Raw genomic sequence first — 19,123 nt, 5'->3', positions numbered from 1 at the left:
AGTTTGCATATTTCATGCCAAAGTGATCGGTGTGAAAAATCAGCCCTTTAATGAGGATCAATCTTTATTGGCCAGCCACCAATAAAGGCTTGCCAGTGAATTTTCTGAGATCGGTGAAAGCAGGTTGCGATAAATCAAGCTGAGCTGTCAGCACTAAAGGGCCCTGCGGCGCTGTCCAAAACAAAACTGACTTCGCCTGCGCGGCGCCAAATACGCTGGGCATCTTGGGCGCTCGTTCCGGCGCTGGGGGTGGGATGAGCATGGGGCGCCGCGAAGGCTTTGTGCGGATCATCGCAATAGTATCAAAATTGGGAAGTGTCGAAAACTTCGCATAATAACGCTCGTTATATTTTGGATTACGCGAATGGTAATATTTCACGGCCTTCATCCAAGATCCGGTTTCTTTATAGAGCTGCTCTAAATATTTGGCGGCATAAAGAGTGTTATGCTCAGGGCTTAACATTTCTGAAAAATTGTTAAAATATTTCGCATGCCATTTAATATTCAATTGCATGCAGCCCACATCCACATTCGTCTTGCCGGAATTTGATAATTTTGTAAGCAAGTCTAGAGCATCTGCTTTGCTGTTCAGAAAATACCCTTTGCCGCCATTGTTTAAAGTCCATGGCCAGCTCACAAATTTTTTATTGACCTTGCGGCCCGACTCTAGGCGCGCGATTTTCATCAGCACAGCTCGAGGAACCGTGCTCTCTTGCGCCGCAAGGGCGATGCTTTCATCGCAAATAGAGCTGTCCTCAAACGCTGCATAAAGCGATTGGGGCATGAAAAACACTATTAGGCTTACACAACCTGCGCGGATCAACTTCAACATTGCAGCTCCTTTCGCAAAAGAGTTGCAATTACCGGACCAAGTTTTCAGATCTACCTTATTTTAGAAAATCAAATAGCGATTGCGAATTAATCGTTGAATAGGTTTGCCGCGCCGCATCGCGGGTAACCATGATAGTTTGCAACTCGGTGATCAGCGTCTCAATATCTGCATCGCGTAGATCAGAAATTTCTGTTTGAATTGAGATGCTGCGATCCTGCAAAACGGTGTTTTGCGCATTGGCATTGTTGATCCTGGCGCCCACAATGGTGCGCGACAACGCAAAATGTTCAAGCAAGGCTTGAATGGCTGTACCTTGGCGCGACAAGGCCTGGTTTTGATCACTTAATTTGACAGCAACCTCATCATCCTCATTCAGAACATCGATATAATAACGCGGCTCTTTTTGTGCCAAATTATAACCTTCAATGGAAATATCTTCCAAAACAACATCCACTTCGGAAGATGGATCGGTTTTTGACAGGCTCAGAGTGCCATCACCATTATCCGTTGCTGTCAATCCCGTTCCGCTTGCATTTATCGCATCAACAAGCGCGGTAAAAGAGTCAGAGTTTATGTCTGCGCTTACCGTGGCACTGCCCTCGGGTCCGGTCAGAACCATCGACCAATTCTGGGGTTCTCGAGAGGCAGTGATGCGTAATTTCATCGCGCCAGAGACGGCATCTGCGGCTTCCGAGACAACCGTTAATTGCGCGCTGGTACTGCTGCTGGCAGGTACGCCGGTCTGCAAAACAACTAATTCCTCATCGCTGCTAGAGATTGAAAAAGCATTTTCTGCACCAGCTGTTGATGTTATTTGCAACGTTAACCCGCTGTCTTTTTGAACCAAATTGGCAGTCACATTGCTGATTGCATTTATTTCATCAATCAACCCCTGCAAAGTGTCATTACTGCCAGCAGTGATCGTGATCGTTGTCGGCGTGTCATTGATCGTAAACGTAAAATCACCTGAATGTATTCCCGTTGATGCAGCAAGGTTTTGCTGAGACTCACCCGTATCAAAATCAAACATCCCAACCATAGAGCTATTTGTCAGATCATAGGAGATAGACTGCGCGGTATCTGCGGAATTTGCCGAGTAAGATTGTTCAAACTGGCTGTCTGTTAGCAATGCATTTGCAAAACTATCTAAGATGTCAAAGCTGCTTTTGGTGCCGGTTCCATCCTTCACTTCCATGAATAAAGAGCTGCCATTCAAACTCGTCGGCAGTTTAACGCTTTCCGACACTTGCAATGTGTGGTCACCACCATCGCCGCGATAGCGCGTCTGGCCGTCTTCGTTTTGCACAAAAGGCGATTCCTCGGTTGAAAATCCGCCGTAAAGCGCGTCGCCATTATTATCTACCGAGTTCGCCAATCCCAGTAAACTTTCTTTAAACGTTAACACTTCGAGACGTACCGCCTGACGCTCAGCATCGGTCACCGTGGCGGTATTGGTGGCGATAAATTTTTCGTTCATCCGGGTTACCAAATTGCCCATTGTTTCCAATGTAGCATCCGCCAAACCCAAGCGCTCGTTTACTTTCTCAACATTTGACTGATATTGTTCAATACGCGATTGTAGTTCACTTCGCGCGGTCAGCGTTACTGCATCGATCGGGGCATCAGAAGATTTTGTGATCCGTGATCCGGTTGAAATCTGGGTGTTTAGCGATTGCAATCTATTTTCAATCACCTTGAATTGATCCAGCATTTGCGTGGCGAATAGTTTACTTGAAATAGTCATATTACCCTCACATTATGCCAATAATTGTATCAAATAGATCGCGCGCAGTTTGCAGAATTTGGGCTGCTGCCTTATAAGCCTGCTGCTGCTCCATAAGTTTTCCAGCTTCTTCATCCAGATTAACGCCTGCCAATTCATCCTCGGTCGCAATAGCCGCATCGCGGATCGCGGTGGCAGAGATATTCAGCAAACGTCCCGATTCCAGCTGAGATCCGACAGCCAAAGCAATCTGTCGGAAATCATCTTGAAAACTACTGCGCTCAGCCGAGGATCTGCTCAGCGCAATCATCGCGACCATATTACGCGCATCCCCAGCATTTGATCGGTTCAACGCGATGTCAAAATGATCATCCGTCGATCCAAAGCCGGCCAATTCAAATCGGTAATTATCGGCTTCAAACTCGACGACACCATTGGTGAAACGGGTTGCCATTGACGTTCCCGTTTCGACATCAATCAACTCAACGCGCCCTGCGTCAGCATCAACCACTTTAACCCGGTAATCTTTCTGCGCTTTTGCATCCTCTTCGGTGCTCATCTCAAAGCTTGAGGCCAGCCGCTTGGCGCCTTCGGAATCGAGTAAAACGATAAAATCCTCATTGGGTAATCCGCTCATCGACAGCACTTGCCCTGGCAAATTTCCTACCTCGAGCGTTACACCCGATGGATTGCCGTTCATCGACACTGTTTGAAGCCCTGTTTCGGTTTGTTCTACAGAGAAATCCGCCGCGCGAAACCCAAACGCAGCGGCATTTGTACTGGGCTTGATGCGCATTGGGCCTTGTTTTACCTCTGCGTTATCATAATAGGCCATTTCTAACGTAATATTGTGTGCGTTTGCTTCCGTTGTAATCGACGGCGTAACCAATGAATTGTTGGAAGAGATAGATAAAACGTCGCCGCTGCGGCTGACAGAAATCTGCACTTCAGTTTCTCCAACCATCACATCGAAAGTTTTCGTCTCCCCATCGGCCAATTCCGTAAGGCCGCTAAAGCTAATTCCTTTTAAATCCGCGACAACAGTTGTTTCCGTACTCGCCAATCCGAACTCGGTTAAATCCCCACCATCAAGCAATTGCAAACTGGTGCCATTTAGAACCCCGTCTGCAACATTAATAGAAAAGTAATCATTTCCGTCATCGCCGGTTTGGATTTCAGCAAACACCCGACCCGCCTCCGGCCCGCTCACCACAAACTCTCCTGCGACATACTGAACATCATATTGAGACGCCCCAACCAAAACAGACACTTGGCTGCCCTCGCTGGGCAATGTGGATAAAGCCGCCCCGGTTAAAGATGGCAGACCAGCCGTAGATCTTAAATCAGACACTAAAGTTTCGGAAATAGAGGCGAGTGAAACGTCGATCAATGCGTTTGTATTTACAGAGAATTCAGTTGCAGTTTCCGATCCGTTCAAACGGGCAGATAGTGTAAAGCTTGTGTTGGAGGCTGCTAAGCGCAGCCCATCTGGACTGACTTGCGGCACTAGAATATCGGGGTCAACTTCAATCGATATATCGCTGATCGATCCCCCTGCGGTCAAGTCAACACGAACACCTCCCTCTTCTTTCGACAGTGTTTGCGAGTTGGCAGTCACAGCAGCATCAAGGCTTGATGTCACCTTGAAAGCGCGCGGCGAACGTAAGCTTAACGACCCGACAATTTTAGTATCCGCGTTTAAAGCGGTTTCACTTGAAAGTTCAGAAAAGTTCTGGTCAAGCGAATTCACCGTTAACAGTTCACCCTCCGGATTTGTGATAGAAATATCTAACCCATCGGATTGCACCAATACGATGCGAGAGCCATCCTGCGAAACTTCAGCGGTGATTCCCGTTTGTTCGCTTCGTTGATTAATCTTAGCCACCAAAGGAGACAAATTTGACTCCCCGAAAACACCAGAAATTGAAACCGGGCTTGAATTTCCAGACGAAAGTTCAAAAGAGATATCTCCAGAAATTGAAGCGCTATCATCGAGCCTTAAAGACGCATAGGTTTTCGCTTCTGCGACAAACCCAAAAGCTTCTAATTTGATATTGATATCATCAGCGATGGTTTTCATATTGACGCCGGAATCCACGGCAATATCGACATTTACAACACCGTCTGCCGTGTCAGTTCCCAATCCAGACGCGCTCATAGTGGTGGTTTCGAACGTTAACGTTTGCGCAGAGATTGGGTTGAAAATTGTTCCCTGCTGGATCAAAGACCCCAAGGATCCACCGGTCAGAATACTGGCGGCGCTTTCAACCGTTGAATAGCCACCCGGCAGCATGTTATTGATCTTGGCACCGCGATACCCGACCCCATCTGTTGGGTTTAAGTAATCGGCACGATATTCAGCCTCTGACGCAAAACCGTTGGTTTCAGTAAGAAAAATATGGGCCTCACTGATTGACAATGGGACGCCGGCGACCTGCCGCCCTTCACGTGTGAACACCCGGAAGCCGGAAGCCGTTTCAGCTGCTTTTACAACCGCATTTGTCTCACTGATTTGACCATCAACTTCAACTTTGACCTGCCCGGAGGTAAAGGCAGTGTTGCCCGTAAGCTTTAAACCACCCTCAAACCCTGAGGCAAATAAACCAAGATCCCGCAGGCTTACCGAATTCACATCCTCTAATGCTATACCTGCCTCATTCGGTGTGGTGAACGTTAAAAAGCCTTTGTTCAGATATTCCGCCAGATGTGCCTTATCCCGCAAATTTTCGCGCAATTCATCCGAGATTGAGGCTTCATAACTATTGCCGCTGAGAACAAAAGAAAAACTGTTTAATTCTCTTAATTCGTTAAAATTCAAGGTCAAAGACGGGTCTTGTCCAAACGATGCCAGCTCTAAATTTTTAATCCCGGCGGGTATATAGGCGACAGCACCGCCATTTAAAAATTCTGAGTACGAAACCGGAGAAAGAGAATTATTTGTCACATCCGTAAGCGAGGCAAGCGGTGGCGCTTTCATTTCGATCGCTGAGCTGGACATTATGGCTGCGCCCGCATTGGCGCTATTTGGTGTTATAACAAAATTTGATGCCGCAGCGATTTGTCGTCCATCGGTTAATAAAAAAGAGAGTCGGTCCGCTTCACCATCTGCTTTTGTAAGCCGAAAACTATCACCATCCTGAGCTGGGTTCCCAACCTTGACAATCACGCCATCTAAATCAATTTGCGAGCGCCCGGTTCCCATCACATCATTGTTTTGACCATAAGCTGTCCAAAAACCCGAACGCTCATCAAAACGAAAGGTCGCATTTTCAACCAAGTCAACCTGTCCTGGCACCGTCAGCACGCTAATATCAAGATCTTGGCTGTTTTTCAGATCAGGCGCTACGTCAAATTGCCGCGCTGTAAACATCGAACGCCCAAATTCACCGTCATAATCAATACCATTGCCATGGGCCGAATTAAGCTCTCTGACCAAACGATCAGCAAGAGCATCCACTTGAGAATGCGTATCTTGAATTACGGATAAGGCGGTCGACAGCCCTTTGAGCCCGCCATCATCAAGCGTTTTCACAACCCGTGAGGTGCCGATCTTATAACTCACGCCATTCTCATCGCCCTGTATTGGCTGGATCTTATAGGAGGTTTCTCCCTCCAACAGCACCGGCCCAGTAGAATGCTCTCCTAATCTTATATTGACATCAAACCGTGGGCTATAATTGACCGTTATCCTCACCTTTTGAGAAATTTCTGAAATTAAGCGATCGCGCTCATCCATCAGGGCATTCGGTGGTGAAGCCCCTAAATTCGAGGACCGTAATTTACCATTCACAGACGCCAACGATTCCACAAGCCGGTTCACCTCGTTCACTTCTTGATCAATCGTACCGGAAATCTGAGTTTCTAAATCCCGTAAAACAAAAGCTGTTACGTTAAAGGCGTTGGCCAAGCCATTGCCTCGCTCGATGGCCGCGGCGCGCGGCGCCAAATCACCGGGGCTTGCCTCAACATCCGATAGGGTGCGGAAAAATTCAGTAATCTGCGAGGATAAATCACCCTCGCCGGGCAAAATGGCATTTTCCAACCGTTCCATAGACTCCACAAAGGTTTGTGACGATTGGAACCGGCTTTCCGATGAATTGGAGCTTGAGGCTAAAAAAACATTATAGGCGCGGCGCACCTCGCCCAAGTTAACGCCCAAACCGATTTGAGAAGTGATCGAGGTAAGCTCACTTTGACTGCCTGAAACCTCGGTCAAATCAGCACTGCGCTTGCGATACCCTTCCGTATTCACATTCGCGATGTTTTGACCGGTCACATTCAGCGCTTGCCGTTGCGCCTGAACTGCCGATTTGCCTATGTCAAATAAGCTTGCCAACCAACTCTACCCCGTTACTTGCGTTCGAACTGTTGAACAAGCGCCTCAGCAATTCCCAGACTGTTACGTTTTGAAATTGTTTGCGAAAACTCTTGATCCATCATCTCTAAGAACGGCTGCGTTCCAGAGTTGCTTAGAATATCGTCCGACAATTTCGCTGCCCGGCTGGTTTTCATCAATTCGTTGACAAAAATCGCTTCAAATTGTTGCGCGACCTCTTCCAAAGAGGATCTGCGGTCAATACGCTCAAGCGCCGAGGGCTCTGCCCTGGCGCTGTGCGAAACAAATGCTCTGACTTCATCCACCATCGTGTTTCCTAAATAATAATCAACTGCGCGCGAAGCGCGCCAGAAACCTTCAACGCTTCCAATATGGCCACCAAATCAGACGGCGTTGCGCCAACGGCATTGATCGCATCGACGATATCTGTCAGCTGAATACCCGGATCAAACACAAAGGCTTTGGCCATTTTTTCTTCTGCATCTACAGCACTATCCGGGGTCACAATGGGCGCGGCCGGCGTGGCCACAACGCCTGCATCATTGGCAATCACATTGGTCTGGGTTTGCACGTTTGGATCTTCGGTCACGCGCACGGTCAAGCTGCCATGGGTGATAGCAGCCGGCGTTACACGCACATTCCCATTGATGATGATTGTACCCGTTCGAGAGTTTACAATCACCTGCGCGGGCGGTCTGGCAGGTTCCACTTCAACGTTTTCAAGCAGGCTAACAAAAGATACACGCTGCGTCGGATCCGCTGGCGCTTGCACGCGAATGGAGGAGCCATCAATCGGAACGGCCGTTCCCTGCCCAAAAATATCATCCACCGCGCGTGACACCGCGCTGGCGGTTGAAAAATCACTGCGGTGAAGGTTTAAAATCAAAAACTCGTTTTCCAAGAAAGGTGTCTCGACCATTTTTTCAACAGTCGCCCCCTGGGGAACCCGGCCAACCGTGGGAATATTAACGGTTAATGATGATCCATCGGCCGCAGCAACGCCCAACCCCCCGACAGCCAGATTTCCCTGCGCAATCGCGTATGTTTGCCCATCTGCACCCAAAAGCGGTGTCATCAAAAGCGTTCCACCTCGCAACGATTCTGATGCGCCCAGCGCCGAAACGGTGACATCAAGCGTTTGTCCAGGTTTGATAAACGGAGCCAAATCGGCCGTTACCATCACCGCCGCTGCGTTAGCCCCCGACAAACCAGAAGTGTCCGTTGACATGCCAAAACGCGACAGCATGGCCTGCATAGATTGCAAGGTGATCCCCAAATTGGCATCGCCCGTTCCCGATAAACCGACAACCAAACCATATCCAACCAATTGATTGTTGCGCACCCCGGCCAAATTGGCCAAATCTTTTATACGGTCCGCATAGGCTAGGCTGGCCAGTCCTGAAAGCCAAAAGCAGAATGCAAAATTAACCAAAAGTCTCATTGTTTATCCTACTTAAATTGGTGAAACGACGCTGAAGACCTTTGAAAGCCAGCCCTTTTTAGACGTATCCGCCAATTCGCCCGCGCCAATATAGGTTATTTCGGCATTGGCAAGGCGGTTAGAGTTCACGATATTTCCGTTGCCAATATCTTGCGGTCGGACAATCCCCTTAACGCGCACATACTCATCGCCATTATTCAGCGTCAGCTTTTTCTGGCCCAAAATTTCCAGATTTCCATTTTGGTACAGCCGCACGACCGAGGCCGATACCAATCCCGTTACAGCATTGGACTGAGAGGCCGACCCGGAGCCTGTAAAGGCTTGCGTGGTGCCCAACCCGTAATCTGCTGATGCAGCATTGGGGAATATGCCTTTTGGCAATGTGACACCGAAGCTGTCATCTTTGCCGCTCGTCGCAGATTGCGATTTGGTGGCCTGAAAGCTTTCATTCAATGAAATGGTAAGGATATCGCCAACTTTTGAGGCTTTGCGTTCCGAGGCAAATAAGCCCTGCGCATTGCCATCAAAAATCGCTCCATCAGCCACCTGAGCGGTTTCGGTTTCTTCTGGAAACACCGGCGCGAACTCATCGCTGGCCAATTCTTCAACATAGGTCGAACATGCCGACAAACTGATGCAAAACAGAACCGAAAAAAGAGTGATGATGCGCATTTTATGTCAGCCTATAGATTATTTGAGATATATTTCATCATCTCATCCGCTGCGGTGATCGACTTTGAACTCACCTCATAAGCGCGCTGCGTTTCAATCATCTCGACCAATTGCTGCACAACATTCACATTCGAACTTTCCAACGACCCCTGCACCAGTTTACCGCGGCCTTCCGTGAAGGGAACTCCGATTGCGGGCGCGCCGCTGGCTGCCGTTTCGACCAAAAAGTTTTCACCCAAAGCTTTCAAGCCACGCGGATTGGCAAAACCTGCCAAAGTAATTTGGCCCAATTCGCTAGGCACTGCCTCACCAGCCAATAAAGCGGTAACCAGCCCATCTTGCGAAATATTGATTTGCGAAGATCCAGAAGGGATAGTGATTTGAGGTTGCAGCACATAGCCACTGGATGTGGTCATCAAACCATCTGCGTTTCGCGAAAAAGTACCGTTACGCGTATATCCAATATTCCCATCAGGCATAAGAATTTGAAAGAACCCGTCGCCATCAACGGCCACATCCAAAGCGTTATCTGTGGTAATCATACTGCCCTGAGAGAATTTTTTCTCGGTGCTGACCGCACGCACACCCGTGCCAAGCGCCAAGGAAGATGTCAGCGCCGTATCTTCAGAGGTTTGATCACCGCCAGAGCGTGATATTTGATAAAGCAAGCTTTCAAAATTCACCCGGTCACTTTTAAAACCAACAGTATTCACGTTGGCAAGATTGTTTGAAATCACTTGCATCCGAGTTTGCTGCGCGGTCAAACCGGTTTTCGCGACATACATTGCTGAAGAAGACATTTTGGCACCTCTCTTTTGCAACCAGTGATGCAAATGATGTGCCAAGATTTGAAATAGGCGGCGTTTATTGAAATTAATCGAAGCGTTAACTTTCAAACAGGCATAGGCGGCGCTAAACTATAGGCTTGCCCTGCAGAACAGCTTTCTTAAGTGCCCGGAAGGCGCATAATGCGCGTGGTTGCTTCGTCTAGGTTCTTAGCTTCTTTGATAAACTTGACGTTCAGCTCAAAATATCGCTGGCCCTCAATATTTGCCAAAAGCGCGTCTAAGGCTGTTGCGTTGCTGCCTTCCAAAAAACCTTGCGCAACTTCGGCGCGCTGATCCGCAACCGGCATTTCATTTTTATTATACGGGCGAATATAGCCATCTATCGATTTTACCAATTGCGCGTCTTCGGCCAATGTCGTCCCTAAGATCGCAATTTGTTGCCGCGTTCCGTCTGGTGCATCAAGCGGCTCGATCAAAACAACGCCCGACTCGTCAATGATCAAATCGCGATTTTGCGGCACGTTGATCTTATTCATATTATTATCGAGCATGTAGTTGCCGGCACCATCGGTCAAAAACCGATCTGCGGTTATGGCGAAATCACCGCGCCTTGATAACGCGATATCAGCACCGTTTTTCGGTTCGATAAAAAAATACCCTTGATCACGAATGGCAAAATCCATCCGCTCATCCGTGCGTTGGATTGCGCCGTTTTGCGACGAAAACAACGTTTCCTGGCTGGCCTGAGCGAAATATCGGCTTTGATATTGGTCCATATTGGCCAAAAAGGTACTTGCGCGCACAGTTGACAGATCTTTTTTGAAACCTGGCACGTTTAAATTTGCCAGGTTTTGCGCGTTTACCCTTTGGTCAAAGCGTGAATTCGAAAGAGAATTCAACGCTGTATATATCATCCGATCCATATCAGACCCCTGCTATGCCCACCTTAGCCTTACGAACGAATATTAATGATCGCCTGCGTCAGCTGGGTCGAGGTTTCAATCGCTTTTGACGAAGCTTGGAAGTTTCGTTGCGCTGTGATCAAGTTCACCAGCTCTTCGGTAATATCCACGTTTGAGCGTTCCAAAGAACCTGATTGAATAGCGCCAAAACCTTCTGCACCCGCTTCCCCGAAGGTCGGCGTACCAGAGGTGGCCGTTTCAACAAAGGTCGCGTTCCCAACCTGTTTCAAACCGTTTTGGTTGTTGAAATTCGCAAGAACGATTTTACCCAAGGGTCGGTTTTCACCGTTGGTATAGTTGGCGCGCAACAAACCGGTCGCGTCAATATCCAAACCATCCAATCTACCAGAGGTAAAACCATCCTGCTCAAGGTTGTTCACAGCAAAGGGCTGTGAAAGCTGCGTTGAAGCACTGTAATCCACATCTAGCGAGATTGAGAAACCGGCCGCCTGTTGTTCGTAATGAACACGGTTCAGCGGGCTGATTATTTGACCGGTTTTATCAAAGGTTAATTCGCCTTCATCGATATAAAGAGGATAGTAATCGGTCACCAAGTTATCGGGTGGTGTTTCCACGATTTCGCCTGCCGCGTTCACATAAAGCGGCACACCTGCATCATTGGTTGCTTGCACTAAGTTTACAATTGTGGGAACCGAACCAACACCCAAAGGCACATCATCTAGGCCCAATTTTGCAGCCCCTTTAACCTTGATCGTAGATTGATCACCCGTTGTGCCCGTCGTGAAAACAAAATTGTTTGTATCCGCTTGATACTTTACAGTAACACCACCTACAACTTCGCCTGTCTCGGTATCAGAAATCTGGTTAATTCTCGTTTGCAATTCTGCTGCAAGGGTCGAGCCAACATAATTTCCTGAGGGGACTTCGATAATACCGCTAATACCATTTACAGACACGTTGAAAACATTCGCGTTACCAGCAGATGATAAGTTAAAGATTTCGTTAAGGGGCTCTGTCGCTGGAGCTCCGATCGCCCGCGCCGGATCCGAAGCCAATCCTCGGGCTGTTTCAAAAACCGTATCGTTTTTACTGGCTCCGACCCCCATCAGGCCATTATCTCCGGTACCCATATATCTGGTAGCCGTATCAAAACTGGCGTTCACAACACTGCCGTCAGTTTCGCTTATAGCATATCGCCCAACCTGAATATTTGAGGCATTTTGGTCAGTATTCACTCCGAGAGCGCCATCTGCAGAAATTGTTTCTCCTGTTGTACCACTCAGGAAAGTAAATGTTTTAGTGTCACTGTTATAGGCAACACTTGCACCAAATCTTTTGGCGTTAATCTGCATCTCGCCACCATCGGCTACGAAAGATTCAGCAGAAATCACCGCCGTCGAACTGATTTCGGTTTGTGGAGAAGAATCTGAAGCTGGGATACCGAGATTGTTTGTTCCATCCGCATCAGATGCACCATAGACTTTAAAGGCCCGGAAGTTTGAATCAGTTCCTGGTCCAATCGCCGTGTGGTTTACACCAAACTGGAAGCGCTGATTCACAGCATCATAGCTTACCTTGATAGGTGGATTTTTCTCATCAACCCAAACGGTTGCATTTGAAAAATTACCAGCGTCCAAACCGAGACTCGCCAGAGAGGAGGAACCGCCCAGGCTTTCGGAAGACAAACCAGAGAAAACTTCATCATGTGAAATGAATTTCGCGGTTCCGGATGTGGACTTGGTAGCGGTATTTACAGCAGTGAATGTGCTTCCGGCAGCATAATCAATATTATTGTGCGTTATAGTGCCAGACACTACCTTATAAGTCTTACCTGCAACAACGTTATCGGATGAATCGGTCGTCGAAGAAATAGTTGGCTTGACACGTCCAGTGCCAGCAAGGGTTGTCACATTTGAATCCGTAGTAAAGATGGTTCCAAGTGTCGTACTTCCATCATTGCCATCGGCTTGAAATGAGCTTGTGCTGGTTATGGTCGAAAAGTCAGAAGTCCCAACTGAAGTGACGTAATATTCTGTAGAAGCCGAGAGTGCATTGGTACCTGAAACGTTTATCGCGCCTACATCTGCATGATTATGTTTGTAACCATGGGTTGCATCGCTTGTTTCTCGCAGTACTATTTTCTTATTATTATAACTATTTACAGCCCCTTGGGGGTTCAAACTTTCGCCTTCAAAAAACGCTTCAACGTCAGAAGACTCATCACTCAGAATATAGGCTTCTAAAAATGTATCTCCTGATGTGGCAGTACCCTGGGTAAGTGTGAAACCCCCATCGGGAAAACCCTCACCAGTCGTGTTGATCGTGATCGAATTATTACTGTCGATGCTCAAAATCGTAAGGTCGCGGCCGTTGATGATGGAATTTTGATTTTCAAAATTCCCAGCTAAACGCACCACTTCTCCGACAGTAAAATTACTGGTGTCATCTACATCAATGGTTAGCAAGTTGTTAGATGAATCATACACAATCGTACCACCTGTTTCTACTGCGTCTTTGTTATCGAAAACAGCAAGATCAGGTTTTTTATCATAATATGAATAGGCTAAATGCCTTTCAGCAGAAGGTGACTCGCTAGCATAATCAAACGTTATGACGTCTGTTTTCTCGTATACTGTGTCCATTTGCGCGCCGCTTGACCTTGTAAATAGGTTCGCGTTGACGCCCAAATCTCCGGTGCCATTAATAACATAATCATTCATTGTATCGATAACACGAACCTGAGCGTGGGCAAGAAACTCTTCTCTTGTAAAGTCAGGAGACGAACCGCTCGTATCAATTCCAACTTGTTCCGTTACATATGATGCAGACAGCAAATCTACAGACACAGGGGTCGACAAACCGCTCAGCGTGCCGTCTCCAGTATTTAATGTATAGAAATCAACGGTTAAAGTATCATCAACGTTTGAACGAACTTGAAGTTTATTATCGTCGCCATAGGCATCATTGATAGCACGCTGCACTTCTGCTGCAAGCTGCGTCGCATTGTAAAATCCTGGGCGCAAATCGATGCTGACGGGAACATCGCCATCATCAACATTGACTAACAGAAAGTCTTTTCCCCAAAAAATAGAACTGTCCGCGTTTCCAGCCTCTCGGGTTGCGTTGAACATCATCGGGTCATTGGTGATCTGAATAAGCTTGTTCCCTTCTTCGCCAAAATCGAAGCTGGTTTGAGACCCAGTTAATTTTGCAGGCTGGGATGGAATGCTTTCGTTTAGATCATCTTTACGATAGAGGGCCGAACCTTTTCCTTCCGAAAAGTAGTTATCATCAGGGATGTTCGCCACAGTTGTTTCATTCCCAAATCGATCAATGTAAATTTGCTCATTGTTATCGTTCACCGAAGCCACCAGATCGGGGTTGATCACGGTTTCATCGATCACCAGGCGCGTATCATATTTGTTGGTCGGATCATCCGCCGTGGCAGCTTGCGTTTTGATGAAATATACGGTCGCAATCGTGGGGTTACCCAAATCATCAAAGATGGTCAGCGAGGTTGAGTTTGTGAAGCTTTCAGGGTCGGAGCTGCTAAATTGATATCCATCGGCAAATTTTGGATTGTCGGTAATCACTGGTGCATCCGCAGGCAAGTTGATCGCGAGATCAATGTTACTTGTCGCTTTTGGTTCACCCGAGGTCACCGGCAATTGCAAGGGCACCGCGTCATTGATGGTTTTCGATGTCACAGATCCATCTTCGTTCACCGGATAGGTCAGCAAGAACTGCCCTGTTGAATCAACAACGTTTCGGTTGTTATCCACGTTAAAAGAACCGTTTCGGGTATAAACCACCTGGCTTGATGTTAACGAGGGTTTCAACGCAAAGAACCCCTGGCCAGAAATCGCCAAGTCAAGCGCGTTTAATGACGCGGCAATGTTACCTTGGGTAAACTGTTGTTTAACACCTTTCAAGATCGAGCCAGAACCAATCGATGAAGAAGAGTTCTGCAATGGAGACGTCGCGAAGATATCCCCAAATTCAGCCCGGCTTCGCTTAAAGCCGGTGGTTCCGACGTTCGCAATGTTGTTTGAGGTAGCGGCAATATCAGCCTGCGATCCATTCAATCCGGTAAGTGCGGTATAAAACGACATCTGTTAGTCTCCCTTAACCCTGGTAACGTCTTCGATTACATCCGATACCGCAGAACATTTGCGGCATCGATGGTTTGATTATTCTCTAATTCAAGATTGGTGGCGCCGGTGTCTTTGTTCAGCTCGGCCCCAATCACTTTGGCGAATAGGTTTGGCTGTAGGCTTTCCATGCCTTCGCCATAATTCACCATCACATCCACACGGATGTTTTTATTGCCATCCCGATAGGCTTGCGGCAGGTCGGTCCATTGGAAGCCAATCATTCCAGAAGCTTGTGGTCCCATTGTTTGCTCTTCAAGCAATTCATTGGTGGCAGCGTCATAAAAATTCACCCGCGTATCAACCGCGGTTTTATCCAGCTCGAACACCCCGTGTAATTCGCCATTTGCATCGGCTGAGGCCATGTCACCGGGCACCAAAACCGAATGGCCCATCACGTTCGAAATCGAGGCAACGCGAAGTTGTTGAACCTCTGCGGCCATGGCTTTCATCGAGCTGGCCATTTCCTCAATACCAGTCACGGTCGAGAACTGAGCCATCTGCGCGATGAAATCGCCATTATCCATTGGAGCCATTGGATCCTGATTTTGCAATTGGGCTGTCATCAGGGTCAGAAAATCTTCTTGCCCCAATTTATCACTGGATTCGTTTACAACATCGCTAGCGCTCTTAATGCCCAGCTTGTCGAGGATCTCTTTTTGCGTTTGCGCGCTTGGGTTATTGCCGATTTCCATCATTTACACTCCAGCTTATTTGCCCATATCGATCGTACGCATCATCAAGGCGCGCATAGTCGATAGAACTTCCAAATTATTTTGATATAGCCGACTGGCTTCCATCATCTCGACCATTTCTTCATCCGAATTGATCGGTGCTTTATACACAAAGCCATCTGCATCCGCGCTCGGGTGACCTGGTTCATAAAGCTTTTCTGCTTCACGCTCTAACGCGATAATTTCATCGGCGGTAACGCTTGCCATCCCATCATTTTCATATTGATCGCTAAAAACAGTTTCAAAAACCGGACGGATTGGTTTGAAAGCTTCTTCAGGCGTGCTTGCCTTGCTTTCCATATTGGCTAGGTTTGAAGCAATCGTATTCAGGCGCACCATCTGCGCGCCCATCGACTGACCTACAACGTCAAATATGTTTTTAATATTGCTCATCATTCGCCCTTTATCGCCGTCATCAAGCCACTAAGCCGCTTGTTGAGAAAGTTAAGAGACGAGATGTATCGCAAAGAATTTTCCGAAAACTCCATCTGCTCAACCGCCATTTCTACCGTGTTGCCATCGGCAGATGGATTCATTGATTGACGAAACTTGAGCTTCTCAGAGGAGGCCGCACCGCTGAAACCAAAATGCTGTTCATACGACCTTTTCAGCGTACCTTCACCCGCTTTGGCCTTTAAAACCTGTTCAAAATCGATATCACGCGCCTTGAAACCCGGCGTTGCCGCATTGGCTATGTTTGAACCAATGATCATGTTCCGACGATCGCGCAGTTTAAGCGCATCGGCGTTGAAGCTAATATAATCCTTGAGAACTTGCATATTCTAACGTACGTTCCTGCCAAACTTTGTTTCAGGAAGAAACTTGCAAGTATTGTGCCAAAATGGAGATGTTGGTTATGGCCAAGCCCCGGCAGCCCGCAAAAAAAACCGCCCCAAAGTCAAAAAAAGCTTCGGCAGGGACGCCCGACGTTGATTTGGGGAAACTGCTGGCAGAAAAACTAAGCAAGCAGCCTTTGGGAAAATCCCTTTCAGTTCTGGAACAAATTTACCAAGATATTGACGATCTTACGATGCGCTTGGATCTGTTGATCTACCGTATCCAAATCTTGAAAAAGCGAACTCTGGGGCTAAAACGCGGTGAGTTTATAGATATGGGCGAAGTGCTCAATCTATTAGAAGGCACCGAGAGCAATCTGACAGCAAAAGCAAACCTGATGGCAAAAGCCGCCGGCGATACAGTTAAAGAAGCACCAGAAGCACCAGAGGATACACCCGTTGAATGGGTGAAGCTTAAACTTCTTAAGGAAACCGAAATTAACGGTATAAAGCTTTCCGCTGAGTCGACAGTTGCCGTTGAACAAATAGCTGCAAAAAAACTTATCGAGGATGGCATGGCCGAGGCGGTCGAAGAGCCCGCGGAAGAAACTGCATAAAATGCACCTAGCGCGATGAAATCTTTTTTGACATTAGCGGTTATCCTCTCTGTTGCCATTGGCGTATTTTACGCCGTGACCTCATCCAACCTGCTGGTGCGCTATTCTTATGACGTATATGCCTGCGCATCGCCATCTGGAGAAACCATTGAACTGACATTTAACGATATCAAAATCGGCGAGAACGTCGTTCTCACCAACGCAAATGGCGAAAGCACGCTTGAAATTTTACAAGCAACCCAAGAAACCGTGATGTTCAAAAAACAAAGCGAGACCTTTACGCTTGAGCGCGTAGAGAAGCGGTTGCTGCGCGAACTAGACGCGCTGGTGTCAATTTTATATTGTGACGTTTCAAGTTTTCGGATGTAAACTAAACAAAACTTCAATTTCTCCGTTAACAAACTAAAGCGAGGGAAGATCAAGTGGCAAGCACAGGCAGCTCGACATCTGGCACCACCACCACTGGCAGTGAGATCATATCCAGTGTCAACCAATCTGGTTCGGGCATTAATCTAAAAAGCTTGGTGACGGGGTTGGTCAATGCGGAAACTTCCGTTGCGCAATCGCAGATTACCAAAAAGGTTGAAAGCACGAACCTTGCGATCTCGGCCTTTGGAACATTGACATCAAAGCTCGACACCTTGAACACCGAGCTGACCACGTTGAAAAGCAATACAGCGCGCTCAGTCGCTAGTTCAAATACCGCCGTTATCCTATCTGTCACAGATGAAACGATCGCAAACGATGTGTATTCTGAAATTGAAGTCTCAGCGCTGGCAGCCGGTCAAGTCACAACCTTTGACTTGACGCATGCGTCCTTGCTCAATTCAGGGTCGCTTAGCGCCTCAAGCACAATCGACACTGGCACAATAAGTCTTACAATCAACGGGAGCAGTACAAATATTACCATTGGCTCATCCAATAATACGCTGCAAGATTTGGTAGATGAAATTAACGCAATCACTGGCATGCAAGCCACGTTGGTCGATCAAACCGGCAGCGGCGGGTTGGCCCTGATCTTACGCTCAGACACTGGAACAGCGAACGCTTTTTCACTGAGCAGCTCAGATGGGTTACAAGAGTTCAACACGTCCGGATCCGATGCGAGTTCAAGCCCAATAACACTGACCCAAGCGGCTGCGGATGCCGCCTTTACGGTGGATGGATTATCTGTGACGCGCTCGTCAAATTCGGTCACCGATTTGTTTGGCGGATATCAGCTGGATCTGACGGCCGTGACATCAGATGCCGTAACCATTGCATCATCGTTAGAAACAGACGATGCCAGCACGCGGATGCAAAGCTTTCTAGACAGCCTGAACACTATTAAATCATTCCTCACCGAAGAAACAAAACGCGGCCTAAATGGCGCAGAGCCGGGGGTGTTGGCCGGCGATGTAACAGCCCAATCCATCCTGCGTAAATTATCTTCATTGACCACAACGGCAATCACAGGGTTTGGTGGCACGGATTATTATCTGGCAAATTTGGGTGTGCAAACCGAAAGAGATGGCAGCCTCTCTTTAGATGAAGATGCGTTTGAAGCCGCGATCACCGCCAATCCAGACATCTTGGATGTGGTGTTTTCGTCAAAATATTCTTCCAGTATTGCAAATCTGACAGCCAGCGGGATCAGCGCTTACCCGCCCGAGGCAGGGGCCTATAGTTTTGCCTATTCAAGCGGCAGCACGGCCACCTTAAACGGGGAAACCTTAACCGCAGTTACGAATGGCGATAGCCAAAAAGTGTTCACCGGCACCACTGGCGATGCGGATAATCTCAGCGTCACGCTGGTTACCGATACCGCAACAAGCGGAACAGTATATTACGGACGAAGCTTGATCGACACGCTGCAGGATTATGTCACATCTCTCACCGCCTCTTCGGGTGATATTAAAACCCGCACCAACGCGCTAAATGAAGACATATCAACCTTTGCGGATGATCAAAGCGATCTAGATGCAAAAATCGAGGCATTGACCAATGATTATAACACCAAATTCGGATCAATGGAGGCCATGGTAACGCAGCTCAATAAAACCGGCGAATATCTAACGTCTATGATGGATGCATGGAATAAGAAAGACTAGAGTTGCCAGAGGCTTCCCCAGTTTTGCCCAATTTACATGC

Annotated in this window: 15 protein-coding genes; 3 read left to right on the top strand and 12 right to left on the bottom strand. The window is 47.6% G+C overall.

What is annotated here, in order from left to right; all coding sequences use genetic code 11:
- Nucleotides 1–64: 64 nt before the first annotated feature.
- From GN241_04330 to flgB, 12 genes are all read right to left on the bottom strand, one after another.
- A complete protein-coding gene (locus GN241_04330) occupies nt 65–832 on the bottom strand; it encodes a transglycosylase SLT domain-containing protein (GenBank protein ID XAT56653.1) in 768 nt (255 codons plus the stop codon).
- A 55-nt stretch (nt 833–887) separates the two neighbouring features.
- Nucleotides 888–2,576 carry a flagellar hook-associated protein 3 gene (gene flgL / locus GN241_04325; protein ID XAT56652.1) on the bottom strand — a complete coding sequence of 563 codons (1,689 nt, stop codon included), beginning with the start codon at nt 2,574–2,576 and terminating at the stop codon, nt 888–890.
- A 7-nt stretch (nt 2,577–2,583) separates the two neighbouring features.
- On the bottom strand, nt 2,584–6,891 hold the full coding sequence (flgK, locus tag GN241_04320) for a flagellar hook-associated protein FlgK (protein ID XAT56651.1): 4,308 nt from the start codon (nt 6,889–6,891) through the stop codon (nt 2,584–2,586).
- Nucleotides 6,892–6,905: 14 nt separating this feature from the next.
- Nucleotides 6,906–7,199, bottom strand: coding sequence for a hypothetical protein (locus GN241_04315; protein ID XAT56650.1), 294 nt, complete (start codon nt 7,197–7,199; stop codon nt 6,906–6,908).
- A gap of 8 nt (nt 7,200–7,207) precedes the next feature.
- Nucleotides 7,208–8,332 carry a flagellar basal body P-ring protein FlgI gene (flgI, locus tag GN241_04310; protein XAT56649.1) on the bottom strand — a complete coding sequence of 375 codons (1,125 nt, stop codon included), beginning with the start codon at nt 8,330–8,332 and terminating at the stop codon, nt 7,208–7,210.
- A 12-nt stretch (nt 8,333–8,344) separates the two neighbouring features.
- Nucleotides 8,345–9,004, bottom strand: a complete 660-nt coding sequence (locus GN241_04305; protein XAT56648.1) for a flagellar basal body L-ring protein FlgH — start codon at nt 9,002–9,004, stop codon at nt 8,345–8,347.
- Between the two features lie 11 nt (nt 9,005–9,015).
- Entirely contained in the window at nt 9,016–9,804 is a 789-nt protein-coding gene (flgG, locus tag GN241_04300; protein ID XAT56647.1) for a flagellar basal-body rod protein FlgG, read from the bottom strand.
- A 146-nt stretch (nt 9,805–9,950) separates the two neighbouring features.
- Nucleotides 9,951–10,715 carry a flagellar hook-basal body complex protein gene (locus GN241_04295; protein XAT56646.1) on the bottom strand — a complete coding sequence of 255 codons (765 nt, stop codon included), beginning with the start codon at nt 10,713–10,715 and terminating at the stop codon, nt 9,951–9,953.
- Nucleotides 10,716–10,744: 29 nt separating this feature from the next.
- On the bottom strand, nt 10,745–14,827 hold the full coding sequence (locus GN241_04290; protein XAT56645.1) for a flagellar hook-basal body complex protein: 4,083 nt from the start codon (nt 14,825–14,827) through the stop codon (nt 10,745–10,747).
- Between the two features lie 35 nt (nt 14,828–14,862).
- The gene (locus GN241_04285) at nt 14,863–15,561 is read right to left on the bottom strand and encodes a flagellar biosynthesis protein FlgJ (protein XAT59174.1); all 699 of its coding nucleotides are present in this window, start codon (nt 15,559–15,561) and stop codon (nt 14,863–14,865) included.
- A gap of 15 nt (nt 15,562–15,576) precedes the next feature.
- Nucleotides 15,577–15,993 (bottom strand): flagellar basal body rod protein FlgC, encoded by a 417-nt coding sequence (flgC, locus tag GN241_04280; protein ID XAT56644.1) that lies wholly within the window; start codon nt 15,991–15,993, stop codon nt 15,577–15,579.
- Nucleotides 15,993–16,379 (bottom strand): flagellar basal body rod protein FlgB, encoded by a 387-nt coding sequence (gene flgB / locus GN241_04275; GenBank protein ID XAT56643.1) that lies wholly within the window; start codon nt 16,377–16,379, stop codon nt 15,993–15,995. Before flgB ends, flgC begins: the two co-directional genes overlap by 1 nt.
- Before the next feature lie 77 nt (nt 16,380–16,456).
- Here flgB and GN241_04270 point away from each other — a divergent pair, with 77 nt between their 5' ends.
- The 3 genes from GN241_04270 to fliD are packed head-to-tail and all read left to right on the top strand — an operon-like array spanning nt 16,457 to nt 19,083.
- On the top strand, nt 16,457–16,993 hold the full coding sequence (locus GN241_04270) for a hypothetical protein (protein ID XAT56642.1): 537 nt from the start codon (nt 16,457–16,459) through the stop codon (nt 16,991–16,993).
- Nucleotides 16,994–17,008: 15 nt separating this feature from the next.
- Nucleotides 17,009–17,362: a hypothetical protein gene (locus GN241_04265; protein ID XAT56641.1), complete on the top strand. Its 354-nt coding sequence runs from the start codon at nt 17,009–17,011 to the stop codon at nt 17,360–17,362.
- Nucleotides 17,363–17,415: 53 nt separating this feature from the next.
- The gene (gene fliD, locus GN241_04260; protein XAT56640.1) at nt 17,416–19,083 is read left to right on the top strand and encodes a flagellar filament capping protein FliD; all 1,668 of its coding nucleotides are present in this window, start codon (nt 17,416–17,418) and stop codon (nt 19,081–19,083) included.
- Nucleotides 19,084–19,123 lie beyond the last annotated feature (40 nt).

The sequence above is a fragment of the Rhodobacteraceae bacterium IMCC1335 genome (genome assembly GCA_039640495.1).
Lineage (GTDB): Bacteria > Pseudomonadota > Alphaproteobacteria > Rhodobacterales > Rhodobacteraceae > Thalassovivens.
This window is presented reverse-complemented; position numbering and strand designations above follow the sequence as displayed.